Annotated in this window: 17 protein-coding genes; 13 read left to right on the forward strand and 4 right to left on the reverse strand. The window is 73.2% G+C overall.

The genetic code is table 11. The features are described 5' to 3' along the window. Positions 1–214 precede the first annotated feature (214 nt). From ABD385_RS08190 to ABD385_RS08220, 7 genes are read left to right on the forward strand one after another with little or no spacing between them, the layout of a single operon-like run. The gene (locus ABD385_RS08190) at positions 215–910 is read left to right on the forward strand and encodes a hypothetical protein (RefSeq protein ID WP_344574367.1); all 696 of its coding nucleotides are present in this window, start codon (positions 215–217) and stop codon (positions 908–910) included. Further along, positions 897–2,600 carry a GH3 family acyl-acid amido synthetase gene (locus ABD385_RS08195; RefSeq protein ID WP_344574368.1) on the forward strand — a complete coding sequence of 568 codons (1,704 nt, stop codon included), beginning with the start codon at positions 897–899 and terminating at the stop codon, positions 2,598–2,600. The genes ABD385_RS08190 and ABD385_RS08195 overlap by 14 nt, the downstream gene beginning before the upstream one ends. Continuing rightward, on the forward strand, positions 2,597–3,454 hold the full coding sequence (locus tag ABD385_RS08200) for a class I SAM-dependent methyltransferase (protein WP_344574369.1): 858 nt from the start codon (positions 2,597–2,599) through the stop codon (positions 3,452–3,454). Before ABD385_RS08195 ends, ABD385_RS08200 begins: the two co-directional genes overlap by 4 nt. A 4-nt stretch (positions 3,455–3,458) precedes the next feature. Next, positions 3,459–4,898 carry an FAD-dependent oxidoreductase gene (locus ABD385_RS08205; RefSeq protein WP_344574370.1) on the forward strand — a complete coding sequence of 480 codons (1,440 nt, stop codon included), beginning with the start codon at positions 3,459–3,461 and terminating at the stop codon, positions 4,896–4,898. Then, the gene (locus ABD385_RS08210; RefSeq protein ID WP_344574371.1) at positions 4,898–6,085 is read left to right on the forward strand and encodes a hypothetical protein; all 1,188 of its coding nucleotides are present in this window, start codon (positions 4,898–4,900) and stop codon (positions 6,083–6,085) included. Before ABD385_RS08205 ends, ABD385_RS08210 begins: the two co-directional genes overlap by 1 nt. Further along, a complete protein-coding gene (locus ABD385_RS08215; protein WP_344574372.1) occupies positions 6,082–6,825 on the forward strand; it encodes a DUF6182 family protein in 744 nt (247 codons plus the stop codon). Before ABD385_RS08210 ends, ABD385_RS08215 begins: the two co-directional genes overlap by 4 nt. Continuing rightward, a complete protein-coding gene (locus tag ABD385_RS08220; protein WP_344574373.1) occupies positions 6,818–7,471 on the forward strand; it encodes a LysR substrate-binding domain-containing protein in 654 nt (217 codons plus the stop codon). The genes ABD385_RS08215 and ABD385_RS08220 overlap by 8 nt, the downstream gene beginning before the upstream one ends. A gap of 22 nt (positions 7,472–7,493) precedes the next feature. Here the strand turns inward: ABD385_RS08220 and ABD385_RS08225 are convergent, their stop codons facing one another. After that, the gene (locus ABD385_RS08225; RefSeq protein ID WP_344574374.1) at positions 7,494–8,420 is read right to left on the reverse strand and encodes a LysR family transcriptional regulator; all 927 of its coding nucleotides are present in this window, start codon (positions 8,418–8,420) and stop codon (positions 7,494–7,496) included. A gap of 150 nt (positions 8,421–8,570) precedes the next feature. Between ABD385_RS08225 and ABD385_RS08230 the strand changes: the two genes are divergently transcribed. From ABD385_RS08230 to ABD385_RS08240, 3 genes are all read left to right on the forward strand, one after another. Further along, positions 8,571–9,362 (forward strand): alpha/beta fold hydrolase, encoded by a 792-nt coding sequence (locus ABD385_RS08230; protein ID WP_344574375.1) that lies wholly within the window; start codon positions 8,571–8,573, stop codon positions 9,360–9,362. Positions 9,363–9,461: 99 nt separating this feature from the next. Continuing rightward, on the forward strand, positions 9,462–10,334 hold the full coding sequence (locus ABD385_RS08235) for an alpha/beta fold hydrolase (RefSeq protein WP_344574376.1): 873 nt from the start codon (positions 9,462–9,464) through the stop codon (positions 10,332–10,334). Between the two features lie 163 nt (positions 10,335–10,497). After that, on the forward strand, positions 10,498–11,889 hold the full coding sequence (locus ABD385_RS08240; RefSeq protein WP_344574377.1) for a pyridoxal phosphate-dependent decarboxylase family protein: 1,392 nt from the start codon (positions 10,498–10,500) through the stop codon (positions 11,887–11,889). Between the two features lie 78 nt (positions 11,890–11,967). Here the strand turns inward: ABD385_RS08240 and ABD385_RS08245 are convergent, their stop codons facing one another. Together ABD385_RS08245 and ABD385_RS08250 are read right to left on the reverse strand one after the other, a co-directional pair. Beyond that, on the reverse strand, positions 11,968–13,581 hold the full coding sequence (locus tag ABD385_RS08245; protein WP_344574378.1) for an adenosine deaminase family protein: 1,614 nt from the start codon (positions 13,579–13,581) through the stop codon (positions 11,968–11,970). A gap of 508 nt (positions 13,582–14,089) precedes the next feature. Beyond that, positions 14,090–15,544, reverse strand: coding sequence for a glyceraldehyde-3-phosphate dehydrogenase (locus ABD385_RS08250; protein WP_344574379.1), 1,455 nt, complete (start codon positions 15,542–15,544; stop codon positions 14,090–14,092). A 301-nt stretch (positions 15,545–15,845) separates the two neighbouring features. Here ABD385_RS08250 and ABD385_RS08255 point away from each other — a divergent pair, with 301 nt between their 5' ends. The 3 genes from ABD385_RS08255 to ABD385_RS08265 all read left to right on the forward strand — a co-directional run bounded on the left by ABD385_RS08255 (position 15,846) and on the right by ABD385_RS08265 (position 19,040). Continuing rightward, positions 15,846–16,586: a FadR/GntR family transcriptional regulator gene (locus ABD385_RS08255; protein WP_344574382.1), complete on the forward strand. Its 741-nt coding sequence runs from the start codon at positions 15,846–15,848 to the stop codon at positions 16,584–16,586. A gap of 76 nt (positions 16,587–16,662) precedes the next feature. Further along, the gene (gene aspA, locus ABD385_RS08260) at positions 16,663–18,072 is read left to right on the forward strand and encodes an aspartate ammonia-lyase (RefSeq protein ID WP_344574384.1); all 1,410 of its coding nucleotides are present in this window, start codon (positions 16,663–16,665) and stop codon (positions 18,070–18,072) included. Positions 18,073–18,245: 173 nt separating this feature from the next. Beyond that, on the forward strand, positions 18,246–19,040 hold the full coding sequence (locus ABD385_RS08265) for a carbon-nitrogen hydrolase family protein (protein ID WP_344574385.1): 795 nt from the start codon (positions 18,246–18,248) through the stop codon (positions 19,038–19,040). A gap of 49 nt (positions 19,041–19,089) precedes the next feature. Here the strand turns inward: ABD385_RS08265 and ABD385_RS08270 are convergent, their stop codons facing one another. Beyond that, the gene (locus ABD385_RS08270) at positions 19,090–19,473 is read right to left on the reverse strand and encodes an ArsR/SmtB family transcription factor (RefSeq protein WP_344574386.1); all 384 of its coding nucleotides are present in this window, start codon (positions 19,471–19,473) and stop codon (positions 19,090–19,092) included. Positions 19,474–19,551: the final 78 nt, after the last annotated feature.

The following is a 19,551-nucleotide window of genomic DNA, read 5'->3' on the forward strand; positions in this document are numbered from 1 at the left end:
TAACCACCGTTTCCGGGGGTCAGAGCACTTCAGGAACGAGGAAAAGCGTGTCGACTTCGGCAGGTTACGCTTTCAGACCTACGGACCCGTTGAGCAGTGCCGGACGAAGCAGGCGCCGTCACCGGATCCGCCGGTCGGTGAACGCACCCGAGCACCTCATACCGCGCGGTTTCCACGACACCGGGGATTTTGATCCCGGCACGGAGAAACACCGATGACCGCGGGCCCCGCGAGCCTGCTGACCCCCGGCCGCACCGCGTCCGATGCGCCGCGCAGTGCACCCCCGTTCGTCGTGCTCCTCGGCACCGACTACGCCGGCAAGTCCTCCGCGTTGACGGAGCTCGCCGAGCGGGCGCCCTCCTGGCACGTGGTCTCCCTCGACGACGCGTTCCTGGCTCCCAGCCACTCCCTGATCGGAAGGCTGCGCCGGAACCTGGTCGCCGACGTCCTGCCGGACCTGCACGACGGCTACTCCCTCGACTTCATGGTCAGCCTGCTGCAGACCGCGACGGTCCACCTGCGCGACAGCATCGAGCGCAGCCCGGACGGCGCACCGGTGCTGGTGGACTCCTACTACTACAAGATCCTCGCCAAGTGCCGGCTGGCCGGCGTCGACCGTCACCCCCTGTTCGACTGGTGGCGCAGCTTCCCCCAGCCTCAACAGGTGGTCTTCCTCGGGGTGTCGACGGCCACGGCCTGGGAGCGCAGCGGCGAAGGCGCCAAGACCAACCTCCTTGAGTACTACGGCGAACGGCCCGACCGGGCGTCGTTCGAGAAGTTCCAGTCCGACCTGCGCGAAGCCCTTCTGGACGAGGTCCGGCACCTGCCGGTCACCGTCGTCGAGGAGCCGGACGACGTGCCCCGGACCGTGCAGATGTTAGGAGAGGTGATGGGCCGTGACATCGGTTGACCCCTGGGCTGATCCGGCTCGGATGCGCAGCTACCGGGAGCGGGTCCTGGGCGAACGGGAGCGCCTCCAAGGCGCCCTCGCGGATGCGGAGGGTCACCAACACCGCGTCCTGCGCGAGCTGTTGGAGCACAACGCGGGTACCGAGTACGGCCGCGCCCACTCCTTCGGCGCGATCCGCTCCCTGGCCGACTTCCGCAAGGCGGTGCCGATCAACGACTACGCGGCGCTGGCGCCCTGGATCGAGCGGATGGCGGCGGGCGAGAGCAACCTGCTGAGCGCCGACGACCCCGCGGTGTACTTCACCAGCAGCGGCACCACCGGCGCCCACAAGAAGATCCCGGTCACCGAGGGCTTCATGCACCGGGCCTTCTTCCCGTTCTACTTCGCGGCCTGGGCCCCGTTGATCGAGCACTTCCCCGATGTGCTCGACCGGCCGGACGCGGTGCTGAACCTGAAGCACGACCCGCGTCCCGCGCCCCCGACCACGGCCTCGGGCCGGCCCCACGTCGGCGCCAGTCAGGTCGACCTCGGTACGCGGTTCGGCGAGCCGCTGTCCGCCGAACCCGGCACGTTCGCGCCGTGGGGCACGCTGCCGGTGCAGGTCGACGAGAACGACCACCTGGAGAAGACCTACCTGCGGTTGCGCCTCGCGGTCGAGAGCGACGTCCGCTGCGTCATCGGGATCAACCCGGCGATGGTGGCCGCGCTGCCCTACCAGTTGAACCTCTGGTGGCCCCGGCTGGTCAAGGAGATCCGCGACGGCACGCTCGGCGGGGTGCCGTACGGCAGTCCCCATCCGGAACGGGCGGCCACCCTGGAGCGGCTGGCCGAGCACTTCGGGACGATCCGGCCGGCCCACGTCTGGCCGCACATGCGGGCACTGTTCCTCTGGACGACGGGGATGGCGACGCTCTACCTGCCGCGGCTGAGTGAGGAGTTCGGCCCCGGCGTGGCCACGCTCCCGGCGCCCGTCGCCGCGTCCGAGGGGCCCACCGGTGTCGCGCTCGACCGGCACGGCTCCGCCGGCTCCCTGGTGGTGACCGCGTCGGCCTACGAGTTCCTGGACGCCGAGTCCGACATCCGGCCCGACTCCGCGACCCTGACCCTGCACGAACTGGAGCCGGGCCGGGACTACCACGTGATCTTCAGCCACATCGGCGGTCTGTACCGCTACGCGGTCGGCGACGTGGTCCGGGTCGTCGACCGGGTCGGCGGCGTGCCGCGGGTGGCGTACGCGGGCCGGAGCACCCGGTCGGACGCGGTCGGCGAGCGGCTGCGCGACGCGCAGGTCATCCGCGCGCTCGCGGTGGCCGCGCAGGCCACCGGCCTCGACGTCCGCAACGCCGCCTGCCGGGTCGCGGACCGGCCCGAGGGCGCCGCCGCGCACTACGAGTTCGCCGTGGCGGCCCGCGACGCGTGGAGCGCGCAGGAGACGGCGCGCTTCGCGGCCGAACTGGACGTGGCCGTCGGCCGGGAGGCGGCGGGCTACCGGACGGCTCGTTCGGCCGGCCGGCTGACCGCCGCGACCGTGCGGCGCCTGGACGGTGACGCCTTCCTGCGGGACTGGCACGCCAGCGTCGCCACCGGCATCCGGCCGACCCAGGTCAAGGACCGGATGTTCCGACAGGACCACACACTCTGGGGGCGGCTGACCGGCACGGCCCCCGTCAGCGAGGAAGGCACGGCATGAGCGAGGAACTGGACGCCGTCGAGCGGACCGCACTTCTGACGGCAGCGTTGCGCGCGGCGGAGACCGCCCGCGAGGACCGGCTCTACAGCGACCCCTACGCCGTCCTCCTGGCCGGCGAGGGAGGCCCGGAGCTGCTCCGCGAGGTCCGCGAGGCCACCTTCCCCAAGGACGTGCAACGCACCGTACCGAGCACCCCCGACTACAACGCCATCCGCACCCGGTTCTTCGACGACTTCCTCCAGACGGCCGCCCAGGACCCACAGATGCACCAGATCGTGCTGGCACCGGCCGGGATGGACTCTCGCGCCTACCGGCTCGACTGGCCTTCGCACATCCGCTACTTCGAGGTCGACCGGCCCGCGGTCCTGGCCTACAAGGAGGAGCGGCTGGGCGAGACCCGGCCCCGGGTCGACCACCGCTCGATCGCACTCGACCTCACGTCCCCCGACTGGGAACGCGAGTTGACGGCCGCCGGCTACGACCCGGAACAGCCGTCCACCTGGCTGCTGGAGGGGCTGCTCTACTACATCCCCGGCGACGACACGCACCGCGTCCTCGACCGGGTGGCCGCGCTCATGACACCGGGCAGCCGGATCGCCGCGGACATCGTCAACGCAGCCGCGCTGACCCTGCCGAACATGCGTGAGCTGCTCGACGTGTTCGCCGGCTGGGGCTGCCCGTGGCTGTTCGGCACCGACGAGCCGGAAGCGCTGTTCGACGCCCACGGCTTCACCGTCGAGGCCACCCAGCCCGGCGAGCCGGCCGCCGACTACGGACGGTGGCCCGATCCGGTGCCGGACCGTTCCGACACCGGAGTGCGCCGGGTGTTCTTCGTCCACGGGCGACGGAGCTGAGACGGTGCGGGCGATAGTAGTCGGCGGGAGCGTCGCCGGACTGGCCACCGCACTCGCCCTCAGCGGCGCCGGCTACGAGGTGCGGGTGCTGGAGCGCTCGGCCGCGCCTCCCGAGGGACCCGTCGAGCAGGCCGTGCGTGACTGGCACCGGCCCACCGTTCCGCAGGCGGTGCACTCGCACTCGCTGACCTCGGTCGGCGTGCGGACGCTGCGCCGGCGGGCCCCGGCGCTCCTCGGCACGCTGGTGGACGCCGGCGCCGAACTGCTGGACCTGATCGAGGCGTTGCCGCCGTTGGTCGAGGACCGGGCCCGGGAGGTCGACGACGACGATCTCGTGGCGCTGGCCTGCCGTCGCACCGTTCTCGAACTGCTCCTGTACCGCTACGTGCGGGACCTGCCGAAGGTCCGTCCGGAGCACGGGAAGGTGGTCCGCGGGCTGGCGCTCGACTCCACCGGCGAGCGGGTTCGGGGGGTGCACACCGCGGACGGCGAGGTGCTGCCGGCGTCGGTCGTGATCGACGCCACCGGCCGGCGCGCCGCTTCGCGCGACTGGCTGGCGTCCGCCGGGGTCCCGGTCGCCGAGGACCTGGTCGAGCCCTCCGCCCTCACCGGGTACAGCCGCCAGTACCGGTTGCGCGGCAGCGGGCGCCCCGGACCGCTCAACCGCGGCAACGCGGTGGGCGGGGTGTGGGAGCACTACGCCGCGGCGCTGCACCCGTCGGACAACGGCACCTTCGCCGTCGCGGTGATGGTGCCCGCCGGCGACCGGGCGACGGCACGCCTGCGCGAGCCGGGCGCGTTCACCGCGGCGGCCCGCGCCACCCCCGGCATCGGTGCCTGGCTCGCCCCCGGTGTCAGCGACCCGCTCACCCCGGTCAACGTCATCACCTGCCCGCCGAACACGCTGCGCGGCACGGTGACGACCCGACAGCGGCCGGTGGCGGGGCTGTTCGCGGTCGGAGACGCGGCCTGCGTCACCAATCCGCTGTACGGCCGCGGCCTCTCGCTCGCGCTGGACCACGCCTTCCGGCTCGCCGACCTGCTCGCCGACGCGGTCCCCGACCTGGCGCTCGGCCAGGCGGCCGGCCGGCTCGCCGAGCAGTGCTACGCGCCCTGGTACGCGCTCGCGGCGTCCGAGGACGCGGCACGGGCCGCGCAGTGGAAGGCCACGACCGGTGTCGGCCGGCCGGCCGCGCCGCCGCAGGCACGGCACGGCAACGGGCCGAGCCCCGCGCAGGTGCGCGCGGCGTCCCTCACCGACGGGCTGGTCTGGCGTTCCGTCGTCCGCGTGGTGATGGGGTTGAGCACGCCGACCGCGACCTTCGACGACGAGAAGTTCCGGGCCCGGGTGGAACTGGCGCCCCCGATCGATCCGGCGCTGCTGCCCGCGGCGCCGGACCGGGACGCGTTCCTCCAGCTGATCGCAGCGGCGGAAGGTGCGTAGTGCAGACCAGTCTCCAGGCCACCTCGGCCCCCGGCCGGGCCGGGCTCCCGGACGCCGACGCCGTGCCCCCCGGCGCGGCGCGCCCCCGGGTGCTGCTGGCCCCGATCACCGTGACCCCGTCCAAGCCCCTGACGCCGAGCCACCTCAAGGGGCTGCTGTGGGCCGACGTGTTGTACCGGGCCACCGCGCAACTGGCCGAGGTGACCTACCGGTACAGCCCCACCACCTACCACCTCACGGAGCAGACCCTCGGGTTCTGGGAACACCTCGACCGCACCGTCGGGGACACCGACTACTCCGTGCTCACCGAGGAGGAGATCGGCGAACTCTACGTCGGCTACCGGTCCGAAGGACGACGGGCCGGAGCGGCCGCGCTGCGTCCCTACGCGGAGGCGGTCGAGCTGCACGGCTGGGTTCACCCGGCGAGCGCCCGGATCCTGCAACGGTGGGCGGCGCACTACGCGCGCCTCGGCATGCACGACGCCGGGCTGCTCGCGCACCAGCCGCCGGAACTGGGGCTGGAGGAGGTGATCGACCGCCTCGGCACCGTCGGCATGTGTCTCGACCAGCGCGCCTACGGCGGCCCGGTCTTCCTGGACGCCACCCGGTACGGGCTGCCGCTGCGGCAGATCGTCGACGCCCGGGGCCGGCCCAACTACCTGGCCTGTGCCCTGCGGGAACTCGTGGCGCTGGCACCGCGGTTCGACGAGACGGTGCTGCTGTACGACCGTGAGCTGGAACCCGACTACCTGCTCCTGGAGCGCACGCTGTCCGTGTGCGGAGCGACCGTCCGCCGGATCACCCTCGGCCGGGTGCCCATCGACGGGCAGATCCGCTCCGCGCGCCACGGTGACTGGCACGACCACACCGCCGGCGCCCTGCTGAGCCGGGCCGGGGCCGAGTACGACGACGCGGTGCTCCGGCTGGGCATGCGGCTGTACTTCGTCGCCGGGCTGGGCCCGGGCCAGCGGCAGTCCTTCCGCCACGGGGCGCTGCGGCAGAGCCTGGCCCGTGCCGCCCGGCTGCTGTCCCACGAAGGGGCCACCGATCCCGCGCCGCTGCCGGAGGTCCTCGCCCGGCACCGCAGTGCCCATCTCCACGTCAATCCCTACCGGCTGACCTCCGGTCTGCTGGCCAGGCACCGGCTGGCACCGAGTCCCGAGCTGCTTTCGGCGGTCTACCTATGACGACGTCCCAGGAACTGTTCCGCGCACAGGTGGCCCGGCGCATCCTGACCGCCCGGCCCGAACTGGCGGCGCGCTTCGACCTGCTGACCGCCGACGGGCTGCTGTCGGCACGGCGGGAGATCACCCGAGCCGCGTCGGACGCCCAGGTGTTGGCGGTCTGCGTGCTGCGCGACTTCGACCTGCCGGCCTGGGTGCGGGCCACGTGCGCGTTCGCCGCCGGCGTCGATCCGTCGACGGCCGCGGACTGGCGCCGCGACTTCACCCGCACCGTGTTCCTCGCGGGGAACCCCGTCAACCTCACGGACCGGTTCGCCTTCGACCACGTGGCCGACGACGGGTCGGCCGCCTGGCTGGGCCCGGCCGACGCCGGGGCGAGCACCGCCCTGCGCCGGCTGCTGAAGCTCTTCGACGGGGCGGCCGAACTGCCGACCCGTCCCTCCGCGGTGGTGCGGGTGCTGACCGACCAGGACCCGCGGGACCGCGCTCCGGTCCGGCGGGAACTGCACGTGGCCACGGCCGGGGTGACCATCGCCGGCTGCCTGGTCCACCTCAACCACCTGCTGGTCGAGGCGGTGGCAGACGGCATCGTCGGCCCCGGGGACGAGTTGGTGGTCCGCCAGGCACCCTGGCTGCCGGCCTCGGCCGGCCCCTTCGCCGCCCTGCGGATCGACGGCACGCCCGAGCGCCCGGACCAGCTCCGCGCCTACACCGCCCTCACCGAGGAAGTCCACGATGGCTGAACCACCCCCCGCTCCCACGCACCGCCCGATCCGCTTCGGCTACCCCAGCTCCCCGCGGACGGCCCGGGAGGTCCTGGCCGCCGCGGGCCTGAGCGAGGACCGGGCCGTGCTCGCCCCCTACGACCTCACCGACCCGTTCTCCGCGCTGCGCCGCGACGAATTCGACGTGCTGCTGGTCAAGTTCGGCATCCAAGAGCCGGACCTCGTCACGAGCGGGGTGCTGCACTTCGAGTCACGCGCCGTCGTGGTGGGCGCGCGGCATCCGCTGGCCGGGCGCGACACCGTCTCCGTCGAGGAGGTCGCCGCGTACGACGCCTTCGACCGTCCCGGGGAGTTCCCCGCGTACCTGTGGGACGAGTTGGTGCCGCACCGCACCCCGCAGGGCCGGCCGATCCACCGGCGCCACCGGGTGAACGGCATCGCGGAGATGCTGGCCCTGGTGGTGGAGTCCGACGCCGTGCACCTCTCGGTCGCGTCGTTGGCGGACCTGGCGCCACCGGCCGTCCGGGTCGTGCCCGTCCACGACCTGCCGCCCGTCGAGGTCCGCCTGGCGTGGTACCGGCACCGGGAACTGCCCCGGCACGTGGCGGAGTTCGTCGCCGCCGCGGCCCCGGCCGCAGTGCCCGCCCGGTCGGGTGGGGCGTGAGCACCACTCATCCGGAACTCCGTCAGCGGCGCGCGTCCTGGGGCGCCGCCGGGGTGCCGGGGGCCTCGTCGGCCGCCGCGTTGCAGGCGTCGATCAGGGCGCGCAGCGCGGCCCGCGGCGGTCCGGGCCGCACCGCGAGGTAGGTCCGCAGGGTCGGCTCGGGGTCCCGCAGGGGGCGGAACACCACGCCAGGCACGGGGAGTTGTTCGGCGTGCGGGGCGTAGAAGACCGTCCAGGACGGGGTGCCGTAGCCGATGGCGGCGAGGGTGTCCTGGGCGTTGGTGAACTCCGGCCCGGGCACCGGCTCGAAGCCGGCCTCCCGGCAGGAGCGCAGGACCAGGTCGTGGAGCGCGGGGTTGCGCGCGGGCGGGGAGAGCCGCAGCGGCAGCTCGGCGAGCCGGGCCAGTTCGACGGCCTCCCGGGCGGCGAGCGGGTGGTGCGCGGGCAGCGCCACCCGCAGCGCGTCCTGCCACAGCGGCAGGAACTCCAGCCCCGGTTCGGTCCGTTCGCCGCGCAGCAGGGTGGCGTCCAGTTCGCCGGTGCGCACCTGCGCCAGGCGCTCCTCGGTGCTGCCGGTGACGAGTTCCAGGGGCGCGTGGCCGGCGGAGCGCGCGAGGGCGGCCAGCAGGGTGTCCAGTCGCTCGCCCAGTCCGGAGCTGGTGCCGAGCCGCACCCGCGCCGCCTGCTCGGCGCGCAGCGCGTCGACGGCTTCGCGGGCGCGGGCCTGGAGGGCGAGCATCTCCCGGGCGTACGGCAGGAGCCGGTCGCCGGCCTCGGTGAGGCGGACCGTGCGGGTGGTGCGGGTGAACAGGTCGGTGCCCAGCTCGCGTTCGAGCCGGCGGAGCTGCTGGCTCACCGCGGACTGCACGATGTGCAGCCGTTCGGCGGCCCGGCCGAAGTGCAGTTCCTCCGCCACGGTGAGGAAGTAGCGCAGCTGTCGGATCTCCATGGTCCCCCGTTCGCCGTGACCCGCATTGATCACCGTTCGCGATCAGTGTAAGCGCGGTTCGCCCATTGGTCGGCGGAGGTGATCGGGGTTGGCTGGGCGCACCACGGACCGCAGGCCCGCAGCGGTCCGACGAGGCGAGGAGGAGCCGCCGTGCCCCACCTGGACGTCAACGACACCACCCTCTACTACGAGGACGAGGGCACCGGCCCCGCCCTGCTGCTCCTGCACGGTTGGGGCACCAGCGCCCGCACCTGGGGCGCGCAGCTGGCCGACCTCACCCGGGACCACCGGGTGGTCACCGTCGACTGGCGGGGCTGCGGGCGGTCGGCCCGGCCGGTCCGCGGCAACACCACCGCCGGGGTCGTCAGCGACCTGGTGGCGCTGATCGGTGCGCTGCGGCTGGACCGGCCGGCGGTCGTCGGCTCGTCGATCGGTGCGACCTTCGCCACCGAACTGGGCTTGAGGCGGCCGGAGTTGACCGGTGCGGTGATCGCGGTGGACGGACCGGCGTACTGGCCGTCCACGGGGATGCCGCTGGCGGAGCTGACGGCCGGCCTGCGCCGCGACCGGGCCGGCACCCTGGCCGCCTGGGTGCCGAAGTGGTACGCACCGGGCACCTCGCCCGCGCTGGTCGACTGGACGGTCCGGCAGATCCTGGACTCCGGGGTCCACATCGACGCGCACTTCGCCGCGGCCGCCGCCTACGACCCGCGGCCGGTGCTGCCCGCGCTCCGGGTGCCGATCCACTACCTGCACGGCGCGTCGGACACCGAGATCCCGCTGGAGGTGCCCCGGGCCTGCGCCGCGCTCACGCCCGGCGCCGGGCTGAGCGTGATCGCCGACGCGGGCCACCTGCCGCACCAGGAACGGCCCGCCGAGTTCAACGCCGCACTGCGCGCCGCGCTGGACCGGATGGCGCCGGCCGCCCGCGCCACCGCCTGAACACCCGCTCCCCCGCTCGACCCGGCGCACGACCGGCCCTGACCGACGGGCCGCGCGCCCCTTCCCGCCACGTTTTCCCCACCCCGCAAGGAGACTCCCGTGCCCGTCATCCACGTCCCCCTCAGCGGCGGTCCGGCCGCCGTCGCCTACGACCGCACCGGGACCGGCCCGGGAGTGGTGCTGGTGCACGGCACCGGCGCCACCCGCGCCCAGTGGCTGCCGCTCACCGACGCGGTCGCCGACCGCTTCACGGTGGTCGCGCCGGACTACTCGGGTTCCGGCGACACCACCGACCACGGCGGGCCGCTCACCCTGACCGACCTCGCCGACGAGGTGCTGGCCGCCGCCGACCACGCCGGGCTGGACCGCTTCCACCTGGTCGGCCACTCGCTGGGCGCCGCGATCGCCACCCACCTCGCCGCGCACCGGCCCGAGCGGGTCCGCTCGCTGGTCCTGCACGCCGGCTGGGTGCACACCGACACCCGGCTGCGGGCCGAGTTCACCCACTGGCTCGACCTGCTGCGCACCGACGCCGCGCACGGCACCGCGCACTTCGCCCGGATGCTGCCGCTGGCGGCGTTCGGCCCGCGGTACTGGGCACGCACCGACACCGCGGCGAACGAGGAACTGGTGCGGGCACTGGCCACGACGCTGGCACCCGGCGTCGCCCGGCAGACCGAAGTGGACCTTTCGGTGGACCTGCGTCCGCTGCTCGGTCGGGTCACGGCACCGACGCTGGTGCTGGCCAGCGCCCACGACCGGATCATCGGCGCCGACCAGCAGCGGGCGCTGCTCACCGGCATCCGCGACAGCCGCTACCAGGAGATCGACGCCGGGCACGGGGCTCCCGGCGAGGACCCGGCCGGATTCGCGGCGCTGATCGCCGGGTTCCTGGACGAGCGCCGTGCCGCGGAAGCGGCGGCGGACGCGCCGGGCGTCCCGGTCGGACCGGGCGTCGCGGCGCGGGCGTAGGGCCGGCGCCGGGCCCGCGTCCCTTCCCGCCCCGGCGCCGTTTTCCGGTCCACCTCTTCCGGCTATTCCAGTCCACCTCTTGCGAATTGGACCAGGAGTCGGGGCCACTCTCCCGGCTAGCGTCGGCCGGGACCGCTTCTCGAACCGACGAACGGAGCGCACCGTGCACCCCCAGCTCGCCGCCGACCTCGCCGCCCTGCCCGACCTGTTGGAGACCACCCGGCGGCAGGCCGTGGCCCACCTCGACGGGCTCGCCGGGGCACCGGTCGTCCCCGCCCGGCCGGCCCCGGAACCGGCCCCGCTGCCCGAGCGCGGCACCGGACTGCGCGACGCGCTGCGGGACTTCACCGCGCGGTGGCAGCCCGGACTGTCGGCCAGCGCCGGCCCGCGGTACCTCGGCTTCGTCACCGGCGGCGTGACCCCGGCGGCCCTCGCCGGCGACTGGCTGACCGCCACCGCCGACCAGAACTCCATGTCGTCCCTGGACGCCACCGGACAGCATCTGGAGGCCGAGACCGTGCGCTGGCTGCGCACGCTCTTCGGGCTCTCCGACGCCCACGACGGCACGCTGGTCAGCGGTGCGACGATGTCCAACACGGTCGGCCTGGCGATCGCCCGGGAATGGCTCGGGGAGCGTCGGGGCGTCTCGCCGGCGCAGGACGGCGCGGCGGCGCTGGGCCCGGTGCGGGTGCTGTCCGGCGCCGCGCACTCCAGCGTGGCCAAGGCACTGTCCGTGCTGGGCCTCGGCCGGTCCGCGCTGGTCACCGTCCCCACCCTCCCCGACCGGGAGGCGGTGGACCCGGCGGCTCTGGAACGCGCCCTCCAGGAGGCGGACGGGCCGTGCGTCATCGTCGCCAACGCCGGCACCGTCAACACCGTCGACTTCGACGACCTGCCCGCCCTGGCCGCGCTCCGCGACCGCTACGGCTGCTGGCTGCACGTGGACGCCGCGTTCGGCGCCTTCGCCGCGCTCTCCCCGGACCACGCCCACCTGGTCGACGGCCTCGACCTGGCCGACTCGCTCTGCATCGACCTGCACAAGTGGCTGAACGTCCCGTACGACAGCGCGGTCCAGTTCACCCGCCGCCGCGACCTCCAGGCCCGGGTCTTCCAGAACGCCGCCGCCTACCTGGGCCCGTTGGGCGACAGCCCCGACCTGGTGCACCTCACCCCGGAGAACTCGCGCCGACTGCGGGCCCTGTCCACCTGGTTCACGCTGCGCGCCTACGGGCGCGAGGGCCACCGCGAGATCGTGGAACGGTGTGCGGACGGCGCCCGCGCCCTGGGCGAGACGGTCGCCGCCCTCGACGGACTGCGGCTGCTCGCCCCGGTCCGGCTGAACGTCGTCTGCTTCACGCTCGCCGACTCCCCCACCGCGGACCGCCTCGCCGCGCTGGCCGACGCGGTGGCCGGCGAGGTCTTCCTGACCCCCACCGTGTACGCCGGGCTGCCCGCCCTGCGGGCCGCGTTCAGCAACTGGCGGACCAGCGCCGAGGACGTCCGGCGGATCGCCGCGGCCCTGGCGGAGGCGGTGCGCGCACTGCCCGCGCGGTAGCCGGCCGCCGGGGCACAGCGCCGGGCCCCCGGTCCCGTCGTGGACGGGGACCGGGGGCCCGGGACGACGGGTCCGCGCTCAGTGGCGGGCGGTGAACTTCTTCTCGAAGGCGGCGAACGCCGCTTCCTGCCGCCACTCGACGGCCGCCTTGGGGCTGGACGCGAGCAGCAGGCGGCAGGCGAGGCCGGGGGTGCCGCTGCCGGGGAGCTGGCCGCGGCAGGCCGCGACCGGCCGGTAGCCGGACCGGGTCGGGTTGCCCTGCCACAGGCTGCGGCCGGAGAGGAAGGAGTACTGGAGGGAGGCCCGCGCCAGGTCCTTCAGTTCGCCGTAGCCGAGGTGGTACGTCGTGGCGGCGTACTGGTACTCGTGGCTGATGTCGATGCGGGAGACGCCCGGGTCATCGGTGGCCAGCACGATCGGCACGCCGTACGCCCGGTAGGTGGCGAAGGGGTGCTCGGCACCCTTGACGCCGAGGATCTGGGCGTTGCTGGAGAACGGGACCTCGACGGCGACCTGGCGGTCGGCCATGGTGCGCGCCAACTGCTGCCAGCCGTCCTCGTGGACGAGGTCGACGCCGTGGCCGATGCGTTCGGCGTGCGCGACGTTGACGGCCTCGTTGATGTGGGACTTCAGGTCCTCCGGCTTGACCAGGCCCGGCCACAGCTCACCGGCGTGCAGGGTGATGTGGGCCCGCGGGTAGGTGCGGTGCAGGTAGTCGAGCATCTTCATCTGGAGGCTGTAGTTGCGCAGCGCGCTCTCGCCGTCCTCCGGCTGGACGAGGTTGACCGCGGTGAAGCGCGGGTCCCGTTCGGCCAGTCGCAGTCCGACCTCCATCTGCGCGAACACCCGCTCGGGGCTGCTGCCCCGGGACACCTGGGAGTTCCACCGCACGGTGAGCCGGCAGGCCGGCGCGGGGTGGGCGGTGCCGCAGCGGGAGACCGAGCGGAACTCGGCGTCCGCGTCGTCCGCCTCCTTGCGCGCGGTGGCCACCAGGCGGTCCAGCTTGCCGTCGGCGACCAGCGCCCGGTGCATGCGGTCGAAGTCCCCGAGCCAACCGACCTGGTCGGCGACCTTCTTGGTCTCCTCGGAGGCCGGGGTGACCAGCGTCTCCAGGTAGAACTGGTTCTGCCCGACGATGTCGTCGGCGATCCGCGACAGCAGCTTGCCGCGGTGGCGCCAGGTCACCTCGCCGAACTTGCCGAAGGTGTCGAAGAAGTGGTCGTGGCCCGGAGTGCCTGACGGAAAGTCCTCCATGGACCAGGCACGCACCACCGCGTCGTGGAAGGCCCGGTCGGTCCGGGCGTCCGCCGCCGGCCGCTTGCCGGGTCCGCACGGCCCCGGCACGGCCGTCATCGTCTTCACCTCGATGCACAGCTCGTCCTCGGCGGCGAGGGTGAGCAGGTACTCGGTCGGCACCGCGCCGGAGAGGTGGTTGTGCAGGTCACCGCCCTTGGGCAACTGCCGGAAGAAGTCGCGCAGTTGCGCCGGATCCTTGCGGATGGACTCCAGGTGGGCGGCGGTGCGGGCCTCGGCCGGGGTCGACGGGCGGGTCGAGTGCGACGCGGGAGCAGGGGTACGGGGGGACTGCGCGGCAGCCGGTACGGCGGATATCAACGACAGGAAGCTGAGGGTGGCCAGACCGGTCCGGAGAGCCCGGCGACGGTACGTGGCACGACGATGATCACTATTCACGCTCGCATCGTCACTGTCCGACAAAGTTCTGGCCAGGCACTTTTCGGCAATTCCCGCCGGACGGGGCCCGTCCGGCACCGGTGCGGACCGGCCGCGGCCCAATTCCCGCCGGGCCGGGCGGCGTTGCGTTCAGCCCTCTGCACCTTGTTGCCGCACGTGGCCGTGGAGCGCCAGCGGCGCCGCCTCGCCAGCGCGGACGAGCCGGGCCCAGTGCCGGCGGTCCAGCGGTTGAGCGGCGCCTCGCCCGCGGGGTCGAGCAGTTCACCGGCGGCGACGGCGTTCCCAGTGGTTCACGTGAACCGTTGCACACGGTTCCCCAAATGCAGGTGGGAAGGACAGGCACGGCGATTTCGATCCCCCGAACGCTGGCCGGTTTCGGCACCGTGACCGGCTTCCCCCAGCTGCCGGACGGCTTCTCGGCGAAGGGGCGGTCACCGATCCCGATCGGATCGATGACCGCCCCAGGGCGCTCGGGCCCACCAGGCCGCGGCCCGGCGGGCCGCCGGGGTCAGGCCGCCGGCGCCGGGTAGGTCGGGTACTCCACCCCGGAGACGTACTGGACGACCCGGATGACCTGGCAGGAGTAGCCGAACTCGTTGTCGTACCAGAGGTAGAGGATCGCGTTGTCCCCGTCGACCTTGGTGGCACCGGCGTCGACGATCGACGCGTGGCGCGAGCCGATGAAGTCGTTGGAGACCGCGTCGGGGGCGCTGGTGAAGTCGATCTGGCGCTTGAGCGGCGAGGTCAGCGACACGTCCCGCAGGTAGTCCAGGACCTCCTCGCGGCTGGTCTCGCGCGCCAGCTGGAGGTTGAGGATGGCGATCGAGACGTCCGGCACCGGCACCCGGATCGAGCTGCCGGTGATCTTCGCCTGGAGGTCGGGCAGCGCCTTGGCGACGGCGGACGCGGCACCGGTCTCGGTGATGACCATGTTGAGCGGCGCCGAACGGCCGCGACGCTCGGACTTGTGGTAATTGTCCAGCAGGTTCTGGTCGTTGGTGAACGAGTGGACGGTCTCCACGTGACCGCGCAGGACGCCGTACTCGTCGTCCATCGCCTTCAGCGGCGGGACGATCGCGTTGGTGGTGCAGGAGGCGCAGGACAGGATCTGCTCGTCCGGCTTGATCATGTCGTGGTTGACGCCGTGCACGATGTTGGGCACGTCGCCCTTGCCCGGGGCGGTCAGCACCACCTTGTCGACGCCGGGGCGGAGGTGCTTCGAGAGGCCCTCGCGGTCGCGCCACTTGCCGGTGTTGTCGACCAGGATGGCGTTCTTGATCCCGTACGTCGTGTAGTCGACCTCGCTCGGGTCGTTGGCGTAGATCACCTTGATCTCGTTGCCGTTGGCGACGATCGTGCTGTTCGCCTCGTCGACGGTGATGGTGCCCTGGAACTGGCCGTGGATGGAGTCCCGGCGCAGCAGCGAGGCGCGCTTGACGAGGTCCTCGTCGGCCCGCCCGCCGCCGCCGCGGACCACGATGGCGCGCAGCCGCAGGCCGTTGCCGGAGCCGGCCTTCTCTATGAGGAGGCGGGCCACGAGGCGGCCGATCCGGCCGAAGCCGTAGAGGACGACGTCGCGCCCCTCGCGGCACTCGATCTTGTTGGCGCCGGTGGCGCCGGCGACGGCCTCGGCGGTGAAGTCCGCCACCGACAGACCGCGGTCGTCGGCACGGTACGTCGCGGCCAGCATCCCGAGGTCGATCTGGGAGGGGCCGAGGTCGAGCGCGGTGAGGGCCTGCAGGAACGGCAGCGTCTCGGTGACCGACAGCTCCTCGCCCGCGATCTGCCGGGCGAACCGGTGGGTCTTGAGGATGCTGACCACCGACTTGTTCACCAAGGAGCGGCTGTGGAGGAGAACGGTGACGTCCCGCTCCCGGTGCAGCTTCCCGATGATCGGGATCATCGACTCCGCGATCTCCTCGCGGTTCTTCCAGTTGGTGAACGAGTCGTCGTTGACAGTCACAGGCTTATCTCTCGATCGAGCTAGGCGGTGCTCATATGCTAACCCCACCTGATTTCGGCCATTCAGGGGGTACTCCGGAGCGGCCCGCGCCGCGCCCGCCGTCACCCCAACTCACCTGCACTTCATGGGTGTTGGCGACATCTCGCCACCCGTCCGCGGCACCGACGACCGGCAAGCGGGTGTGGCGCAGAACACTCGACATCCGGCGGCCGCGCCTCCCGCACGCTCCCCCGGGCGCGGGCCGCGAAGCCCACCCGCCCCGCGCTTGACAGCTCCCCTGCCGCCGGTCGACGATCCTCGGGTGAACCTGTCAGACAGCCAGACAGCCGGTCTCCCGCCGACCTCACCCGTCCCGCGCCGCGTGAGCGCGATGGAGGCGGTGCTGAGCCATCTGCGCGGGGCCATCGAACGGGGCGAGTACGCCGTCGGCGACAAGCTCCCCTCCGAAGCCGAGCTGTGCCGCCGCCTCGAAGTCAGCCGGCCGGTGCTCCGCGAGGCGCTGCGCGCCCTCCAGACGATGGGGCTCACCGTCTCCCGCACCGGCAAGGGCACCTTCGTGGTCTCGGACGGGGCGGTCGCCGACCCGACCTTCGGCGACTACGCGGCCAGCGACCTGCTGGAGGTCCGCCGGCACGTCGAGGTCCCGGTGGCCGGGTACGCGGCGCTGCGCCGGACTCCGGAGGACCTCGACCGCCTGGCGCACCTGCTGGAACGGATGGAGCGGGAGGCCGACACCACCGCCTGGGTCGCCATGGACACGCTCTTCCACCTGGCGGTCGCCGAGGCCGCCCGGAACCCGGTCTTCCGGCGGGTGATCGAGGAGATCCGGGACGCGCTGGCCCGCCAGTCGGCCTTCCTCAACGACGTCGGCGGCCGGCGCGAGCAGGCCAACCGGGAGCACCGGGCGATCGTGGAGGCCCTCGTGGACCGGTCCGAGCACGACGCCGTCGAAGCGATGAAGCACCACCTCGCACGGGTCGAGTCGACGCTGTCGACCATCGTCGGGCCCGCACACGCGAAGACCCCGCCGGAGCGCCCGTAGCCGACCGCCCCTCGTGCCCGGCGGTCCACCGCACCCCTCACCCACCGCACCCCTCCGCACGAAGGAACCTCCCGTCATGACGTCCGGCCACCGCCGCGAACACGACCTGCTCGGCGACCGTGAGATACCCGCCGACGCCTACTGGGGCGTGCACACCCTGCGCGCCGCGGAGAACTTCCCGATCACCGGCGCCTCGATCGCCGGCTACCCGCACCTGATCGACGCGCTCGCCGCCGTCAAGGAAGCCGCCGCGCGCGCCAACGCGGACCTGGGCCTGCTCGCTCCGGAGACGGCCGACGCCATCGCCGCCGCCTGCCGGGAGATCCGCGCCGGCCGACTGCACGACCAGTTCATCGTCGACGTGATCCAGGGGGGCGCCGGCACGTCCACCAACATGAACGCCAACGAGGTCATCGCCAACCGGGCGTTGGAGCTGCTGGGGCACGCCAAGGGCGACTACGCCCGGCTGCACCCCAACGAGCACGTCAACCTCAGCCAGTCCACCAACGACGTCTACCCGACGGCGGTGAAGGTGGCGACGGTGAACGCGGTGCGCGAACTGCTGGCCGCGATGACGGTGCTGCGCGAGGCGTTCGCCGACAAGGCGGCGGAGTTCCGGGACGTCCTGAAGATGGGCCGCACCCAGCTCCAGGACGCGGTGCCGATGACGTTGGGCCAGGAGTTCTCGGCATACGCGGTGATGTTGGAGGAGGACCAAAGTCGGCTGGCCGAGGCGGTCACCCTGATCCACGAGATCAACCTCGGAGCCACCGCCATCGGCACCGGCCTCAACGCGCCGCAGGGCTACGCCGAGGCGGCCCGCGGCCATCTGGCCCGGATCACCGGGCTGCCGCTGGTGACCGCCGCCAACCTCGTGGAGGCCACCCAGGACTGCGGGGCGTTCGTCCACCTGTCCGGCGTCCTCAAGCGGATCGCGGTCAAGCTCTCCAAGAGCTGCAACGACCTGCGGCTGCTCTCCTCCGGGCCGCGCGCCGGGCTGGCGGAGATCAACCTGCCGCCGGTGCAGGCCGGTTCGAGCATCATGCCGGGGAAGGTCAACCCGGTGATCCCGGAGGTGGTCAACCAGGTCGCCTTCGAGGTGATCGGCAACGACGTCACCATCACCATGGCCGCGGAGGCCGGCCAGCTCCAGCTCAACGCCTTCGAGCCGATCATCCTGCACGCGCTGTCGGAGAGCATCACCCACCTCGGGGCGGCCTGCCGCACCCTCGCCGAGCGCTGCGTCCGGGGCATCACCGCCAACACCGAGGCCCTGCGGGCGAGCGTGCAGAACTCCATCGGCCTGGTCACCGCCCTCAATCCGCACATCGGCTACACCGCGGCGACCGCGATCGCCAAGGAAGCCCTGGCCACCGGGCGCGGGGTCGCCGAACTGGTGCTGGAACAGGGGCTGTTGCCCGAGGAGCGACTCGCCGCGCTGCTGCGCCCGGAGGAGATCGCCGGCGCGGGCGGCGCACCGGCCTGATCCGGGCGGGCGACGGCCGGCCGGCCGTCGCCCCGGCCCCGACGGCCCTGGGTCCGCGTCCGCGGCGGAAGAAAGGTGTGGTCCGGCCGCGGTACGGCGTACCGTCCTGATCAGGGCGGCCCGCACGATCCCCGCGCGGGCCGCGGGACCGGACACGACGGGAGAAGGCTCCGATGCGTATCGCGCTGTGCCAGATGACCTCTTCGACCGAGCCGAAGGAGAACCTCGCGCAGGTCGCGGACCTGGTGCGCCGGGCGGCCGCCGAGGGCGCGCGGCTGGTGGTGCTGCCGGAGGCGGCGATGGTGACCTTCGGAGCGCCATTGGGGCCGCTGGCCGAACCGCTGGACGGGCCGTGGGCCGAGGGCGTGCGGGCGGTGGCCCGGGAGACCGGGGTGACGGTGGTCGTGGGGATGTTCACCCCGGCTCCGAACGGCCGGGTGGCCAACACCCTGCTGGTCACCGGGCCCGGGGTGGAGACCTCGTACGACAAGATCCACCTCTATGACGCCTTCGGCTTCCGCGAGTCGGAGACCGTCGCGCCGGGCGAGCAGGTGGTGACGGTCGACGTGGACGGCGTCCGGGTGGGCCTGGCGACCTGCTACGACCTGCGGTTCCCCGAACTCTTCCGGGCGCACGCGGACGCCGGCGCGACGGTGTCCGTGCTGGCCGCGTCCTGGGCCGCCGGGCCTGGCAAGCGGGACCAGTGGGACCTGCTGGTGCGGGCGCGGGCGCTGGACGCGACGGTCTGGTTGGCGGCGGTGGACCAGGCGGCACCGGACCAGGACGCCGATCCGGAGGCCCCCACCAAGGCGCCGACCGGTGTGGGGCACAGTGCGCTGATCGGGCCGGACGGCACGGTGCGGGCGCGGCTGGGCGACGCGCCGGAGCTGCTGGTGGTCGAGGTGGACACGGCGGAGACCGAGCGGATCCGGCAGGCGGTGGCCGTGTTGGACAACCGGCGGATGTGAGCGGGTGGCGCGGGCCCCGGTCGGAGCTTCTCGCCGGGGCCCGCGGCGTTCATCCGGCCAGTGGCTCGGCGCTGGTTGACGGGGCGTCACGCAGGCCGAGGCGGAGGTGCTCGACGTGGTAGAGGGCCTGGTCGAGGAGTTCCGCGACGTGGTGGTCGTAGAGGGCGTAGACGATCGAGCGGCCGTTGCGTTCGCCGGTGACCAGGCCGAGGTTGCGGAGCAGCCGGAGCTGGTGGGAGCAGGCGGACTGCTCCATGCCGACGGCGGCGGCGAGGTCCCCCACCGCGCACGGGCCCTCCTGGAGACGGGCCAGGATGCGGAGCCGGGAAGGGGTGGAGAGGGCCTGGAGGGTGGCGGCGACATCGGCGGCCCCTACGGCGTCCAGGCGTTCTCGGGTGGTGGCGCTGCTCGTGTCATCAATTCCGTGGCCCATGGCAGCCATCCTAAGGAGCCCGACCACCGGAATGGATGAAGAGTTGTTCATCTGTTCCTGTACGGTGAGGGTGTCATC

It is taken from the genome of Streptomyces lunalinharesii, from assembly GCF_039532155.1.
In the GTDB taxonomy this organism is placed as follows: Bacteria; Actinomycetota; Actinomycetes; order Streptomycetales; family Streptomycetaceae; genus Streptomyces; species Streptomyces lunalinharesii.